12 protein-coding genes are annotated in these 16,040 nt (G+C 35.1%); 8 read left to right on the top strand and 4 right to left on the bottom strand.

What is annotated here, in order from left to right; genetic code table 11:
* The first annotated feature begins 270 nt into the window (after nt 1-270).
* The gene (locus tag D612_RS0109065) at nt 271-1,779 is read left to right on the top strand and encodes a stalk domain-containing protein (protein ID WP_017755143.1); all 1,509 of its coding nucleotides are present in this window, start codon (nt 271-273) and stop codon (nt 1,777-1,779) included.
* Between the two features lie 135 nt (nt 1,780-1,914).
* On the opposite strand, the gene D612_RS19630 is transcribed toward D612_RS0109065, so the two are convergent.
* On the bottom strand, nt 1,915-3,621 hold the full coding sequence (locus D612_RS19630) for a methyl-accepting chemotaxis protein (protein ID WP_017755145.1): 1,707 nt from the start codon (nt 3,619-3,621) through the stop codon (nt 1,915-1,917).
* Nucleotides 3,622-3,910: 289 nt separating this feature from the next.
* Between D612_RS19630 and D612_RS0109080 the strand changes: the two genes are divergently transcribed.
* Genes D612_RS0109080 through D612_RS0109090 form a run of 3 tightly spaced genes read left to right on the top strand, consistent with a single transcriptional unit; the run spans nt 3,911 to nt 7,580 of the window.
* Nucleotides 3,911-5,398: a spore germination protein gene (locus tag D612_RS0109080; RefSeq protein WP_017755146.1), complete on the top strand. Its 1,488-nt coding sequence runs from the start codon at nt 3,911-3,913 to the stop codon at nt 5,396-5,398.
* Between the two features lie 17 nt (nt 5,399-5,415).
* Nucleotides 5,416-6,504, top strand: a complete 1,089-nt coding sequence (locus D612_RS0109085; protein WP_017755147.1) for a GerAB/ArcD/ProY family transporter — start codon at nt 5,416-5,418, stop codon at nt 6,502-6,504.
* Nucleotides 6,501-7,580 carry a Ger(x)C family spore germination protein gene (locus D612_RS0109090; RefSeq protein ID WP_017755148.1) on the top strand — a complete coding sequence of 360 codons (1,080 nt, stop codon included), beginning with the start codon at nt 6,501-6,503 and terminating at the stop codon, nt 7,578-7,580. The genes D612_RS0109085 and D612_RS0109090 overlap by 4 nt, the downstream gene beginning before the upstream one ends.
* Before the next feature lie 196 nt (nt 7,581-7,776).
* Here the strand turns inward: D612_RS0109090 and D612_RS0109095 are convergent, their stop codons facing one another.
* The 3 genes from D612_RS0109095 to D612_RS0109105 form a co-directional block, all read right to left on the bottom strand.
* A complete protein-coding gene (locus D612_RS0109095; RefSeq protein WP_017755149.1) occupies nt 7,777-8,058 on the bottom strand; it encodes a DUF6509 family protein in 282 nt (93 codons plus the stop codon).
* Nucleotides 8,059-8,211: 153 nt separating this feature from the next.
* The gene (locus D612_RS0109100; protein WP_017755150.1) at nt 8,212-9,141 is read right to left on the bottom strand and encodes an alpha/beta hydrolase; all 930 of its coding nucleotides are present in this window, start codon (nt 9,139-9,141) and stop codon (nt 8,212-8,214) included.
* 188 nt (nt 9,142-9,329) lie between these two features.
* Nucleotides 9,330-11,621, bottom strand: a complete 2,292-nt coding sequence (locus tag D612_RS0109105) for a PepSY1/2 domain-containing protein (protein WP_017755151.1) — start codon at nt 11,619-11,621, stop codon at nt 9,330-9,332.
* 275 nt (nt 11,622-11,896) lie between these two features.
* Between D612_RS0109105 and D612_RS0109110 the strand changes: the two genes are divergently transcribed.
* Genes D612_RS0109110 through menC form a run of 4 tightly spaced genes read left to right on the top strand, consistent with a single transcriptional unit; the run spans nt 11,897 to nt 15,924 of the window.
* Nucleotides 11,897-12,742 carry a MurR/RpiR family transcriptional regulator gene (locus D612_RS0109110; RefSeq protein WP_017755152.1) on the top strand — a complete coding sequence of 282 codons (846 nt, stop codon included), beginning with the start codon at nt 11,897-11,899 and terminating at the stop codon, nt 12,740-12,742.
* A 39-nt stretch (nt 12,743-12,781) separates the two neighbouring features.
* Nucleotides 12,782-13,909 (top strand): M20 peptidase aminoacylase family protein, encoded by a 1,128-nt coding sequence (locus D612_RS0109115; protein ID WP_017755153.1) that lies wholly within the window; start codon nt 12,782-12,784, stop codon nt 13,907-13,909.
* Nucleotides 13,910-13,922: 13 nt separating this feature from the next.
* Entirely contained in the window at nt 13,923-14,762 is an 840-nt protein-coding gene (locus D612_RS0109120) for a GNAT family N-acetyltransferase (RefSeq protein WP_017755154.1), read from the top strand.
* A gap of 55 nt (nt 14,763-14,817) precedes the next feature.
* The gene (gene menC, locus D612_RS0109125; protein WP_017755155.1) at nt 14,818-15,924 is read left to right on the top strand and encodes an o-succinylbenzoate synthase; all 1,107 of its coding nucleotides are present in this window, start codon (nt 14,818-14,820) and stop codon (nt 15,922-15,924) included.
* Nucleotides 15,925-16,040 lie beyond the last annotated feature (116 nt).

The raw sequence follows: 16,040 nt of genomic DNA on the forward strand, positions 1-16,040 counted from the left end.
AATACCACCTATGGTATATATTTGTAGTCTACTATTATTTTAGGATGAAAGTGTGATTGAACTTAGAAAATTTATTGAGGAAATTGTGAAGAATTTTGGAAATTATATAAAGTAAAACAATTTTTCTTAAAACTAGTAAATGTAGATGACTTTTACAAAAAATTTACATTCTATATACACTTATTTAATAATTTATGAAACTTTTCTTGCAGTTCTTTCGTTATAATAAAATGGATGCATTGTTCCATTAAAAAAGTTAAGTGTAGGAGAATGAAAAAAATTGAAAAGGATGTGGAAAATTTGAAGAAAATTGCTTTTTTACTAGTTGCAGTTATGCTAACACTAGTTGGGTGTACATCGACAAACCCATCATTGAAGGATGTTTATTTAAACGCAATGGATCAACAGTCTGCGGAAGGCAAAGTGACGATTTCTGCAGATATTAATATCGATGGAATGAAGTTAACTGATGATCAGAAAAAAGTAGTAAGTTTTTTTGAGTCTGGTTTTGTAATGGAACAAAAAGTTCTCGATCAAAATAACGCTTATATGATATTTACAGCTGTTAATGATCAACCACTTCGTGACATTGGTGTTTGGACGGCCAAAGAAAAGGCTGCGGTAGAATTGTTTCTAAAAGGAGAAAAGATGTATTTCCGTACATCTGCTGACCAAAATTATTTTATGTTGGATTTAAACGAAGTAAATAACATTGGTGCAGATGGTCCATCTCAATATGAAATCCAACAAAAAGTGATGGAGTTCATGAAAGGCTCATTTAAGGAATATGTTACACAATTTGACTATGAAATTCCTAAACTACAAGATTTAGGAATGAAGAAAATTACAACTCCAGAAGGTGAACAGCAAGTTTTGGCGGTAAAAATGGAATTTGGTGTTAATGAAGTACTTGATTTTGCTGTTTATACATTAAATAATCTAGCTAACTATGAAAACTTAGATAAAATGGCGAAGGAATATTTAAGCCTCATCCCTATGCCTGCTGAGTTTAAACTAACTGATGAGCAAATTTCCGAAGGTGTGAAACAAGCACAAACTCAAATGAGCCAATTTACCGGCATGTTAAGTGGGATGACAGAAGAAAGCTTAGAACAAATGGCAGGCTTTGAGTTCGACTTTAAAGTTGAAACTGAATTAGGTATTTCAATGGATAAATATGTTGCATCTGAAGATTCAGTTATTACAGTTGGTATGAAAAACCCAACGACTGGTGAACAAGGAAGTGCTGTTCTTAACGTATCTTCCCTCGTGTGGAATGTAAACGGTGATGTTCAACTTCCAGAAATAACTGGTGAAGTCGTAGATGCATTAGAGCTAGAAAAGGATATTAACAAAGTAAAAGCATTACCTGATCAATCTCCGCTTAAAAAATTATTTATGCAGGAATTTAATGCTACCTTTACAATTGATGAGCCCTTTGCAACGTTAGGTACACAATTCGAAATGTTAGATGCCGCTCCATATACGAAGGACGGAAACACAATGGTACCACTTGCTACTGTAGGAAAATGGTTAGGCTCTGAAGCAAAATGGGAAGTTAGAACTGGCGAAGTAACACTTGATGTTAATGGAACTGTAATCCAATTAAAAGTTGGAAGCAAGGAAGCTTTAGTCAATGGTGAGAAAGTAGTTATGAATACAGCTGCTGAAACAAAAAACGGCAGAACTTTCGTCCCAGTAGCCTTCATTGCAAATGAGTTAGGTGCAAAAACAAGCTACGATGCTGAAACAAAAATGGTAAAAATTTATTTTGAATAATGAAATAAAGGATCAAGCCCACTTTAAAATGGTGCTTGATCCTTTTTTGATCTGCAAAAAAGAAGGTGATGTGGAAAACGTCAACCTTAAGCGAATTGCAACAATAATAACAAAGCAAAAATAAAAATACCAAAGCTAAATTTTAAATCTACTAACTAACTGATCTAATTTTCCCGCAAGACTTGCAAGCGATTTTGAGTTTGCAGATACGGTTTCCATTGAGCTATTTGCTTCTTCCATGGATGCTGTGGTTTGTTGAATACCCGCTGCTGAGCTTTCGGATACTGCAGCAATTTCTTTAATAAATTGATTCATATTGTTGCTATGGGATACTATTGTTCCTAAGTCTTTGGATACAAGCTCAAGTCCACTTACTAATTCAGAAATAGAACGTAAAATGTTTTCAAATGTTTCTCCAGTTGAATTAACTAGGCTCCTGCCGTCAACTACATGATCAAATCCGTTATGTAATGACTCTACAACCTCATCTGTGTTTACTTGGATTCCATTAATGATATCGGTAATTTCAGTAACAGATTTTGATACTTGTTCTGCCAATTTACGAACTTCATCAGCAACAACCGCAAAGCCTTTTCCATGTTCACCAGCTCGAGCTGCTTCGATCGCAGCATTTAATGCTAATAAATTTGTTTGTTCTGATATGTCTTTAATAACTTGAATAAGCATTGAAATATCTTTCGATTGCTTTGCAAGTGCTTCGACACGTTCAACAGCCTTTGTCATTATGCCGTGTACATCGGTCATTTTATTAATTGATTCTCCAATTAATGTTTGGCCATCGCGTGACATTTCAAGCACGTGATCTGAAGAATTTTGGAAAGTTTCAGTGTCCTGATGAATTTGCGAAATCGTTTCATTGAAAGTACCCATTTGAGTTACTAAATCATTCGAATGATTCAATTGTGTTTCCGAGCCAGCTGAAAGCTCCTCCATTGTACTAACAACCTGGCTAGTCGCTTCTTTTATATCATGTGAAGCATGAGAAAGCTCATGACTTTGTTCTTTTAAATTTATTGTTGTCTTTGATACTTGATTAATAATATCTTTTAATTCATGACCCATTTCATTCATTGCCATATTAAGTTGACCAATCTCATCTTTACGATCTGTTTTTAATCCGCTTGCTTTAAGATTACCATTGGCTATTTCAACGGCATAATTTATAACTTCGCTCATGTCTCTTTTTACTGATCGTCTTATAAAATTATTGATAAGAAGTCCAATTAATAACGCAATTATAATGGAAGACACTAACAATGTAATCGTTGAAAAAATGCTGTTGATCACATTATCTTCTGCTCTTTGTCTTTCGGCTTTTATCAGCTCTTTTAACTGCTCCATTTTATCAATCGTTTCATTTCTTATACTCTCTGAATCTCTTCGAGTGCTTAAATACTCAGGCCGTTTATCATACTTAACATACGGTACAATCTTCTTTTGAAAAAGCTCATTAATCTTGCGATCATTCTCCATAATTTTATTGAATAATTGTTGTTCTTCATCAGTCGTTAAAGATGGTTTAATAGAGTTCGCAATATCAATAAATTGTTTTGATTGATCCTGGAATTCTTTTTGAGATCTTTCATCTTTATAAATAATATAATTGGAAACACTTAAATCCTTTAGTGTAAATAATGAACCCATTTCAGTAATTTGTACTCTTCGAGTTCCATGCTTCGACATCTCGTTTACGTTCTCCTCAACCGTTTTCATTTCAAAAAAAACAAAGCTACATGCTGTTAAAAATAACAAAATCGTAGCAGTCAGAGATAGTCCAAACTTCCATCCAATGCTCAAATTTCTCCAAAATGTTTTCAACATATCTTGTTGTCTCCTTCTTCGGATATTATTATAACGAAATATTATAAAAGACTATGAAAATTTCCAGTTTTCTATAAATTATAGCATCTTTCAACATAATAGTTACAGTAGTTTTGTGAAGATGTCATTTTTTTATAATAATCTTATATTTTTATACTTGTATAGTGAATATTGCTCTGAATCTCTGAATAGAGGAGACCTTAGAAACAAGACAATATCCTTGTATAACATATTGTTAATTAGGTAAATATAACGTTGAATAGTTGTATCTTGTTAAAGGGGCAAAAGCATGTTATTTAAGAAATTATTTCAGGATCAAGCTTCGTCTTTATCGTATTCTACTTCATTGCAACAATTGAAAAAATCTAATGATTTCATTTCGTTTGAGCATAAAGTTGGAAGACATTCGGTTTATATTTCTTATATAAGGTCGTTAATAAATCCAGACATATTGCACCGAGATATTTTGCCCTATATTTCTGAAGTAACATTAAAAAATCTCGAATCAATTAAAGCTGCCATACCCATAGAAAATAAATTAATTCCAACTAACGTTAATGAAATTTCAACCAAACTACTATCCGGATTTATCATGATCCACCTTACAAATAAACCAAAAGAAGTATTATTAGTTCAAGCAGAATTAAAGCAATCACGTCAAGTTGATATCCCTCAAATTGAATTTAGCGTTGTTGGACCAAAGGAAGCGTTTATTGAATCGATTGATACAAATATTCATTTAATAAGAAAACGGATTCCTAGTGTAAAATTAAAGATTACTGATTTAACTGTTGGTAAGATCTCAAAAACAAAAATTGCAGTTGTTTATATTGAAGAAATTGCAAACAAAGAGAATGTGAATACTATTATTCAGAGAATAAATGAGATCGAATTTGACCAAATCATAGATAGCTCTTATATCACACAAATTATTTCGGATAATCACAATTCACCGTTTCCACAGCTACTAGACACGGAAAGACCTGACCGGGCAGCAGCAGTATTAGCAGAAGGAAAAATCATTGTAATCGTTGACGGCTCCCCTCACGTTCTGATAGGACCTACTACATTGGTCGAGTTTTTCTCGGCGTTTGAGGATTATTTCTTGAACCCTCATATTGCCTCGATTTTTCGACTAATCCGTTTGTTTTCCGTAGGTTTTTCGCTATTAATAACACCAATATATGTTGCTGTTTTGACACATCATTTTGAGTTAATTCCAGTTGACTTAATGAACACGCTTGTCACGTCGCGCGCTCAGGTCCCTTTACCACCTTTATTAGAGGCAATTTTTCTTGAATTAACGATTGAACTTTTAAGAGAGGCAGGCGCACGCCTTCCTACAAAGGTTGGTCAAACAATTGGTATCGTGGGTGGTATTGTCATTGGAACTGCTTCTGTTGAAGCTGGACTAACAAGTAATGTCTTGCTAATCATAGTTGCATTGGCAGCACTTGGATCTTTTACAACACCAATTTACCAAATGGGTAACACCATCCGCCTTGTAAGGTTTCCATTCCTAATATTTGCCCATGCATGGGGATTGGTTGGTATTGTCATATGCTTTATGTTTTTACTCACCCATTTAATCCGGTTAACATCTCTTGGAAGACCTTTTTTAGAACCGCTCTATCCACCGAGATTAAGCGATTTAAAGGATGCGTTTATTCGCATGCCATTTACATTTCAATCAAAGCGCCCATTAGCAGTTCAAAGCAAGAACCGCTACCGTTTTCGTACTGATAAAGCTAAAAAAAATAAGGATATTGATGAGTGAGGGAAAAGGTGAAATAGATGCTTAAGCCAATTGATAAAAGATACCAAGTCTCTCCATTTTTAGTTTTGTATTTAATTAGCTCTGTGCAAATTGGTGTTGGTGTCTTAGGATTTCAGCCATTTTTACTTGATGCTAAAAGTGATGCTTGGATGTCAATCATAATTGCGGGCTTGTTAGTACATAGTGTTATATGGATTTTGTATAAGATGTTACAAAATAGTAAAGGCGATTTTATTGATATCCATAAGCAAGCATTAGGAAAATGGCTTGGCAATTTTTTTAGTGTAGTAATTATGATTTACTTTATTACTACATCGCTTACTGTGATAAGAACTTATATTGAAATCGTACAAGTTGGAATTTTTCCAGAATTAACGACTTGGAGTTTAACGTTAGTGTTTTTATTACTTACGTATTATATCGTAATGGGTGGATTTCGGACTGTAGCGGGGATCAGTTTTTTCAGTATTGTCCTCCCCTCTTACTTGCTTTTAACATTTTTGTTCCCGCTCGAATTTGCCAATTGGGAAAACTTACTTCCATTATTGGAAACAGGCGTAAAGCAAATTGTAAGTGCTTCAATGAACATGACTCTAAGTTATTTAGGGACGACAACGTTATTGCTGTTTTATCCTTTTATCGAGAATGGAGAGAAATCACAGAAATGGGCTCACCTCGGAACGATCATCACAACCCTACTATATATTTATGTTGAAATCGTTTCGATCGTTTTCTATAACCAAGAGCAATTAGAAGAAAAAAATTGGGCAACAAAGGATTTATGGAAAGTTGTCGAAATGCCATTTGTTGAAAGATTTGAGTATATTGGCATTTCATCTTGGTTTATCATCATTATTCCAAACATTGCGATTATGCTTTGGGCAGCAAGTCGAATTGGAAAACGCGTATTTGGTTTTAAACAAAAATACTTCCTTGTACTCTGTTTAATCGTTGTTTTTATCGGCAGCTTCTTGTTTGAGAGCCGCGAGGAAATTGATCGGTTGAATTCCACCGTATCATCGTTTGGAAGAATTTATTTATTTCTTTACATCCCTGTTTTGTTTGTTATTCATAAGTTTATGGTAAAAGTGAGGAAAGAGGTATGAAAAAAAATATACTCTTTCTAACATTATTAAGTATTTGTATCGCATCAGGTTTTTCAATGACACCTCGGATAATTGATGATATTTTTATGGTCATGATTGTTGGATACGACTACGTTGAGGAAAATTTAATTAAAGGGACAGTCGTCGCCCCAAACTATAAAGCTGATAATACAATTGAAAATATCGCATTTACAGATGTATCTTCCATCGTGTATGAAAATCGCGATAAGCTTGAAGCGAAATCCCCACGTCCATTAATAAGCGGTAAACTGGAAGCAGCTCTATTTAACAGTGAGCTTGCAGAAAGAGGAATTATCGAGTATGTAGATAACTTGCAGCGTGATCCTATTATTGGTTCTAGAGTGTATTTAGCAATATTTGAAGGTTCTACGGAAAAATTTTTACAAAAGCCTCGAGCTGATGTGCCAACAGGTGTTTATATTTCTAGATTAATTGAACAAAACAATGCTTATGATAACCTACCGAAAACAAATTTGCACATCTTCAGCTATCAATTTTTTTCTAAGGGAATGGATCCGTTTTTACCTTTGTTAAAGGAAGAAAATGATAAGGTCGCGATTAAAGGCCTTGCTTTATTTAAACATGACAAGATGGTTTCGGAACTACCAAGAAAGGATTTTTTATATTTCCGGGGTTTGTATGAACACTTTGATAATGGCACCATGTTTTTAAAGCTTGAAAACGATGACCTTGTTTTTTTAACCACAATAAAGTCGTATCGTGATTTTGAAGTAAAATATGCTGGGAAACAATTTAATCCTACTGTAACCATTTTCATTAAAATGGAGGGGATTGTTCGGGAATATACTGGGAGGAAGATCACACCTAAAATCGTCAAGGCGATTGAACAGCAAATCAATAAAAATATTGAAGAAAATGCAAATAGAATTGTTAAAGAATTTCAGGAAGTAGGTATTGATCCTATAGGCATTGGAGACCACGTTAGAAACAGGAATCGAAACTGGGATGAAAAAAAGTGGAAGGATATTTATCCAACGGTTGAAGTGAACGTAAAGGCTGAATTCGAAATTTTAGAGCATGGTATTATTAAATAAGGAATCATAGTTGCGGAGCACGGGATTGGTTTTCGCGCTAAAATTAGACATGAGGACTAGAACTAGAACCCCTCATGTCTTTCTTTAGTATGAGTATGCAATTTGTTCCTTACAATATCATGAAGCTGAAGCTCCAAAACTCCTCATGTCGTTTTTCGGGATGTTAATTTGTTCAAATAGTAGTGTAAAATTAAGCTTACTGCAGTTTTTCTTTGCAGTAATTGAAAATGAGCTCTAACTCATCGTCCTCAAGCTCGAAATCGATGTAGGCATTCGTTTCGTTTTCATGTATTGAGTATTGGGCAATTCGTGTTTCTGTTTCATCATGTACATAAATAACTCTTACATATATTCCTTTTTCGGAATACAACTCATCATCTTCAGGCACTTCGATCGAGAGAATAAATTCATACCGCTCTCCTGTCAAAATGCCGGTTGGATCTACTAGTTTTTCCACTTTATGTTCAATAATTTTCATTTCTTGTAACATCCTTTCGCAATGTGCTATTTCAATTATTATTTTATTAAGTTATATCCTGTTTTTTCTATTACTATTTTTGATACTATTTTTGATACTATTTTTGACTTATGTTTTTGAAAAAGGTATCGACCCTTTTATAGTATCATACTTCTATCTAAGCTGTTTTTCTATCCAATTAATAATATGACCCGTAACCTCAACACGATTTACTTCATTTAGCATTTCATGCCGACCTTCTTTATAAAAAATATATTCGATATGCTGGATACCATGGTTTTTATACTGTTTAATAACTTCAACAACACCCTTTGTATGGTTACCAACAGGATCGTGTTCTCCACTAAAAAATAAGATTGGCAACTGTTTGTTGATATTTTTTACCTCATTATCTTGATGGATAATTTCTAGTCCAGTTAATAAATCATAAAAGAAACCCGCTGTAGGAATGAAACCGCAAAGAGGATCATCATTATATTTTTTTACTTCATTACGATCTCTTGAGAGCCAGTCAAATTCCGTTTCAACATTCGCAATTTTTTTGTTATAATTTCCAAATGTCATTTTGTTAAGAAGTGGACTTTTTTCTTTCTTCCCAAGCTTGCGAATTTGTGCTTTAGCGATTTGTTTACCGATTTTCCCTAGGAACCCAGGATTACCGGCTGTACCTGAGATGATGGCACCATTGACATTGTCTTGAAAGCGTTGGATATAACGGCGAACTAAAAACGAGCCCATACTATGTCCTAGAAGAAATATCGGTATGTCGGGATGCTTATCTTTGATGAATTGATTCACTTCATTTAAGTCTTCAACAGCTCTTTCGAACCCGTTCTTCTCGGCAAAAAAACCTAAAAGGCCTTGTTTTTCGCCAGTTTTGCCATGACCGCGATGATCATTTCCATAAACAAAAATATGATTTTCCACAAGCTCATTAGCAAAAGCTTCATAGCGTTCAATATGCTCTGCCATTCCATGAGATAATTGGACAATTGCTTTTGGAATAATATCGTCCTCAAACCAACTTTTTATATAAATCTCTTCTCCATCAGACATCGTCAACCATCTGTTCTCTTCTCTCATTTTGCTCTCCCCTCGGTCTTTCCAAAAAATCCAAATTCTGTTTGGTTCATTTTACCACTTTCCTTATTAAAGGTGCCATAGCGGTATCCATAGTAGTGTCCATAGTGGTGTCCATAGAGGTTCCTGACCCCTCCATTAAGTGGAAAATGAATTAAAAAAGGAGGATTAGATATCCCCCTTTATTCAAGTTATCTTATTTGAATATTCATTTCTGCTGCTAGTTTTGCTAATCGTACAGTCGATACAGCGAGTTCGGCAATTGTCACTTCATCTTTCGGATGGAATTTTTTATTCTCGTCTTCACTTAGAATGTCAAAGGAATTCATTAAAGCGATATGGCCTTTATAATCATTGTTCATTTCTCTAGTATCAGAGAAATCAAATTTGTAAAGATCATCTTGTTCAGCCACAATTTGTAACCCTAAAGCTCGTGTATACCAAAATGCCAATTCTTCTCTTGTTAATTTTTCTTCAATGTTAAATGTAGCAGATGAAGTATCGATAACTTTTTGTATAGCCGCTCTCTCGACAATTTCAAATAGTGGATGATCTTGTTTTATGTTTGAAAACGTATTTCGTTTAGTATCTTCTCCTTCAATTCGTGGGAAATGATAATAGCCTGATAAAGATTTTATGACAATCTCTAGGGCTTCTCCTCTTGTAACTGTTTGGTTTGGATTAAACGTAGTAGAATCATCCACCTTCAGTATGTTTGATTCCATTAAAAAGTTTAATTCATCGGCTGCCCATGGATGGCTTATTTTGTTCTTCGTTTGTTGTAAACCGGTGGTGGCATAGGAATATTTCTGCCATTTTCCAGTAAGTGCGTTGAAAAATGAATTCCTTTCCCTCATTTTAACAATATACATTACTTTATATTGGTCGTTTCCGTTATTTACATATTGAAGCTGTAAATCGATGCTATCCTTAATACCTTTTATAGCTTCCTCTATAGGAATAGCTTTACTCACATCAGGCCATTGATCCTGTTTTGTATAGTTTGTACTTAGCGAAATAAGCTCACCAGTTTCAGCAGAAACACTTACATTTATGCTGTCACCGTTAACAATATTTCCATTCACCACACGTGGAAAATTGAAAAAATATTGGTTGCTAACGCCATGAAAACTGTTTAATGTTGATTCGATAGGATAAGCATGTTGATGAGCATGTTGACTTGCATATTGTTTAATATATTCAATAGCTTTGTTAAGAGCCTCGTCTTTCGAAATTTGTGGTTTTTTATCCTCATTAGGTTGGAAATCAAAATCGTCAATTGAAATGTTGTTATAGCGAACAATTTCCCCAGTCTGTTTATTTATTTCCATTGATGTTCCATGTCCTGATGACCCAGTGCGATACATATATTCAATACTGTACACTTGAATACCATCACGCTCAATCTCTCGTACTTCTTCAATCATAAGCTTAACATTATCTTGCTTTGGTGCTAACAGCCTTTCTGCCAATTCTCTTGCTTGTTGTTTCGTCATTGAACTTTGCCCGCTTTTTAACGGCTTGTCAGCAAGCATTTTAAATGGTTGCTTCGCAGGTAGTGACGAAACAAAATCATTTCCAATTTGAAACTCTCCTGTTTTTGCATGAATACCATTGAAGGGTGGATATAAAGCATACGTCAATACAACGTTACCAGTATTTTTATTATAGTCTCGATCAATCATATATTGTAAATCTACTGAAAGGCCATCTTTAACTTTTTTTAGTGCTTCTTCTTTTGAAAGAAGTCCTTGAATATTTTCATACGTTTTGTTTCCTGTTGAACGGTTACTATAAAATTGTGTTACTTCTCCATTACCTAAAACAGACACATTAATCGTCTGATCCTGAACTGGAATGCCGTTTTCCAATCGTTCATACAAAAATTGATATTGTATCGGCTCTGTTAACGGTTGATTTATAGATGAAGGGAAAATCATATCATTCATATCCGCTAATCTGTAGTTACCAGTACCGACCATATTCTTTAAAAAGTTTAAAGCAATGTCTTGAGCCTCTTGTTTCGAGACTTTAGGTGGATATAATGCCGAAGAAACATCCTCTGGAGAATAATGATAGGAAACTAACTTTAAATCCTTTCCAATAAACTCAAAGTTTCCATTTACATATTTACCATTTCCTACATCTTGAAAAAAATGAAGATTGTACACTTCCTCTTCGTTACCAGGCATATATGGATGTAAATTTAGCCTAAAATCTTGATCTGCAACAAAATCGAATTTGTTTGGGAACATGGAACGAACCTTCTCAATTAATTTCTCTTTCTCAACATCCATTCCCTTTTCCACTACAGCCTGTGAAACATTCATTAATTCGTTTGCAGATATTTCATTACCTCCAACTTTTACTTCACCAATAACCTCTGAAACCTGGGTTGCAGCGTATCCTTGTGCTGCCGGCAATGTACCGGAAAATACCAACGCCGAGATAAGAGCAGCTGAACTAAATTTTCTAATTGGCATATTGAACCTCCCTGTTTAATCACTCATTTAATTTAGACGGGATCAAGGTGGAAAAAGTTTCAATATTTTCTAAATTTATTGGAAACTTTTATTAAAAATTAAAATTGCTTTTAGTTATTCCAACGATTAACAAAAATTATCCAGACAGAATTTTCAAAAAACATATTGAATTGATAAATAAATTGTGCTATTTTTAAAATTAATTATTTTTTGAAGTCTAAACTTCATTTTTTCATGATTAAAAGTTTTGACTTCAAAATAAGGGTGAGAGCAAAATGGAAACTATCAGAGCGTCAATTCAAGAAATGTATGATTCTTTATCAAAAAGTCAAAAAAAAGTTGCAAATTACATGGTCGAACACCCAGAATCAATTGCTATGAAGTCTGCTAGCGAAGTTGGCGAACTAGCAGGCGTTAGTGAAACAACGGTTATTCGTTTTTGCTATGCTTTAAAATTTAGCGGTTTTACAGAGCTGCAGAATAAAGTTAGAGAACAACTAGTGTTACGAAAAAGTAGTCTTGAGGAATATCATGCGAAAAATTTAGAGCTTGCAGATCAGCCCCATTTCTTCGCTAAAGTAATGGAACAGGACTGTGATAACATTATGCGGACGATTCAGAACGTTAGTGAAGATGATTTTTCAAAAGCAGTTGAACAAATTATTACATCAGAGAAAATTTATATTTATGGAATGCGGACCTCCTACTCTTCTGCACATTGGCTTACATTTTCGCTTCGACTATTCCGGGATAACGTTCATCTTATTCGCCCGGAAACTGATGATCTTTTATGTATTTTCAATCAAATGAATGAAAATTCAACATTTATCGCAATTTCATTCCATCGTTATTTAAAGGAAACTATTTTACTATCAGAATTAGCAAAAAAACAACGGTCATTTTTAATTGGAATTACTGATTCACCGCTTGCTCCGATTCGCAAATATGCCGATTTATTACTTCCAATCTATCAAGTTAATAAATCTACTTTAAACGCAACACCGGCACTGTTTTCACTATTGAATGCTATCGTTTCCGGTGTATCGATTAAGGAAAACGACCGCTTCGAAAGTCGTATGGAGCAATATGAAAAACTTAGTATGGACCATCTATTCCTCTAGATGTAGATGGATTCTAACTTTGAAGATGGAGAGGTACAAATGAAAGCAATTATTGATAACTTGAAACCTACGATTACTGAGATTTTTACTCATCTTCACGCCAATCCTGAGAGAAGTTGGGATGAATTTGAAACGACAGCCTATATTAAGAAACTGTTAGAGGCAAATGGCTTTATTGTTCAAACCTTTGACGACTGTACAGGGTTAATAGTAGAAATCGGTGAAGGTGATTTTTGCGTTGGTGTTCGTACTGATATCGATGCACTTTGGCAAAATGTTGATGGAACATTTTGTGCCAATCATTCTTGCGGACATGATGCCCATATGGCTATGGTTATCGGCTCAATGCTGGTATTGAAAAAAATGAATATTAAGCCTACTGGTAGGCTTAAATTTATTTTTCAACCTGCAGAAGAAAAAGGTACGGGTGCCTTAAAGATAGTAGAAAAGGGAGTGATCGATGATATTGATTACTTATACGGTGTTCACCTTCGGCCAATTGAAGAGTTAAGACATGGAGAAGCTGCACCAGCAATCCTCCATGGTTCATGTAAATTTTTAAAAGGTACAATTAAAGGGGAAGATGCTCACGGTGCACGACCACACCTTGGACAAAATGCAATTGAGGTTGGGGCTACCCTAGTTAATGAATTGAATCGTATTCATTTGAATCCACTTCATCCTTATTCTGTGAAGATGACAATGTTCCACGCTGGAAGTGATACAGGAAATCTAATACCAGGCGAAGCTGTATTTAGTATCGATTTAAGAGCACAAACCAATGAAGTAATGGAACAACTTTCTAAAAAAGTGGAACACCTCATACAAGCTGTTGCTACTTTGTATAATGTTGAAATCTCAATTTCAACCGCAGCATATGTAGCTGCTGCGGTAGTTGATAATCGTGCGAAAACTTTTATGGAAAGAGCTATTATCGATACGGTTGGTCCTGAAAAGCTTGTTGAATCCATCACAACTTCTGGTGGTGATGATTTTCACTTTTATACTTTAAAACGACCTAAAATTAAAGCAACGATGCTTGGCCTTGGTTGTGATTTACGGCCTGGTCTTCATCACCCTCATATGACATTTAATCACGATGCTATTTATACAGGTATTGAAATTTTATCAAAAACAATTCTAAATACATTTATTGCCAACAAATAAGGAGGTAAGCAAAATGGACTCACTCGCTCAAACAATTGAAATTCGAGAACTAACTACGAACAGTGAGCTTGAAAAGGTTCAAAATTTAGAAAAAATCGTCTGGAATATGCACCCTATTCCACTCCATCAAACACTTACAGCTTGTCAAAATGGCGGACTTGTTTTAGGAGCATTTATAAATAATGAACTTGTTTCATTCAGCTATAGCTTTTCTGGTTTTAAGAATGGCAAAAGCTATCTTTGTTCGCACATGCTCGGCACACACCCTGACTTCCAAGGAAAAGGGATTGGTGCCAAACTAAAAGAAGCACAGAGACAGAAGGCGATGGAAATGGGCTATGAATTAATTACGTGGACATATGATCCGCTCGAAAGTCGAAATGCATATTTAAATTTATCTAAACTCCAAGCCATTTGTGCTACATATGTTGAAAATTGCTACGGTGATATGATCGATGATTTGAATCATGGGCTCCCTACTGATCGCTTTAAAATTGAGTGGTGGATAAACAGTCCACACGTAATTGAAAATAATGTTATTGTTGCGACTGAGGAAACGTCCTTGTTTCAAGTAGAGCTAACTGATAAACGATTACCAAAATTATTCCCTGTTAAGCCTGTACTTGAAACAGTTGTAAAGGAGAACAAAGAACAGCTACTCGTCCCAGTTCCCGTTATTTTTCAACAAATTAAGAAAGAAGATTTTGATCTTGCTGTTGACTGGCGTATAAAAACAAGGGAAATTTTTCTAACATTGTTTGCATCTGGATATGCTGTTTGTGCATTAAAGAAAGGTCTTGATGGCATTGTCCACCACTATATTCTTGTTAAGAAGGATTTTTTAAAGCTATAGATTTTTTTAAAGATACTGGATGAAGCATATAACTACAAGGGATGGTGTATCATTTATGGAAATTAAAGAAGTTGTGTTACGGCATTTAAAAATGAAGCTTAAATTTGATTTTACAACGAGCTTTGGTACTTTTCGAGAAAAGGAATTTATTTTGTTAGAAGCAAAGGATGAACAAGGACGAAGCGGTTGGGGTGAATCTGTTGCTTTCATGTCACCTTGGTATAATGAAGAAACGCTCAAGACAAACTGGCATCTTTTAGAGGATTTTTTAATACCTGAAGTTTTAAGGACTAACATTGAGCATCCTGATGAAATAAATAAGATGTTTTCAGCGATACGCAAAAATAACATGGCTAAATCGACCATCGAGGGTGCGATCTGGGATTTATATTCTCAACGTACTGGACAATCCCTTGCATCTGCACTCGGTGGAACGAAAAAACAAATTGAAGTAGGTATTAGTATCGGAATTCAGGAAAAAGTCGAAGACTTATTGAAAATCATCGAACAAGCTGTGAATGACGGATATAAACGTATCAAAGTAAAAATAAAACCTGGCTGGGATATCGAGGTTTTACGCGAAATTCGCAAGCACTTCCCTACTATACCATTAATGGCAGACGCAAATTCGGCTTATCGCTTGAACGATATCCATCGCTTAAAGGCACTAGACGAATTCCATTTAACTATGGTTGAACAACCGCTTGCATCTGATGATATAATCGACCATGCTACATTACAAAGACAAATTGAAACCCCTGTTTGTCTGGATGAAAGTATCCATTCTTGTGAAGATGCCCGCAAAGCTATTGAGCTAGGCAGCTGTAAAGTAATTAATATAAAAATCGGACGTGTAGGCGGATTAACAGAAGCAAAACGAATTCATGATCTTTGTGCAGATAAAGGCATACCGGTTTGGTGTGGTGGTATGCTCGAAGCTGGTATTGGAAGGACTCATAACGTTGCATTAACGACATTAACTAATTTCACTATGCCTGGTGACACTGCTGCTTCTTCGCGCTACTGGGTCAAGGATATTATTAAACCTGAAGTGACGGTCGAAAATGGGTTAATTACTGTGCCTGATCGTCCAGGCATCGGCTATGACATTGATATCGAAGCCGTCAACGAATATACCTTTTTTGAAAAATCTTATCGCTAAAGTCATATCGCTAAAGTTTAACAAAATTTAACAGGGTCAGGAACGTGTCCAGGGATGGTGCCACGTTAGTGTCCATAGAGGTGTCCATAGAGGTTCCTGACCCCTCCATTAATTGG

The organism is Calidifontibacillus oryziterrae, from assembly GCF_000331575.1.
Lineage (GTDB): Bacteria > Bacillota > Bacilli > Bacillales > Bacillaceae_J > Calidifontibacillus_A > Calidifontibacillus_A oryziterrae.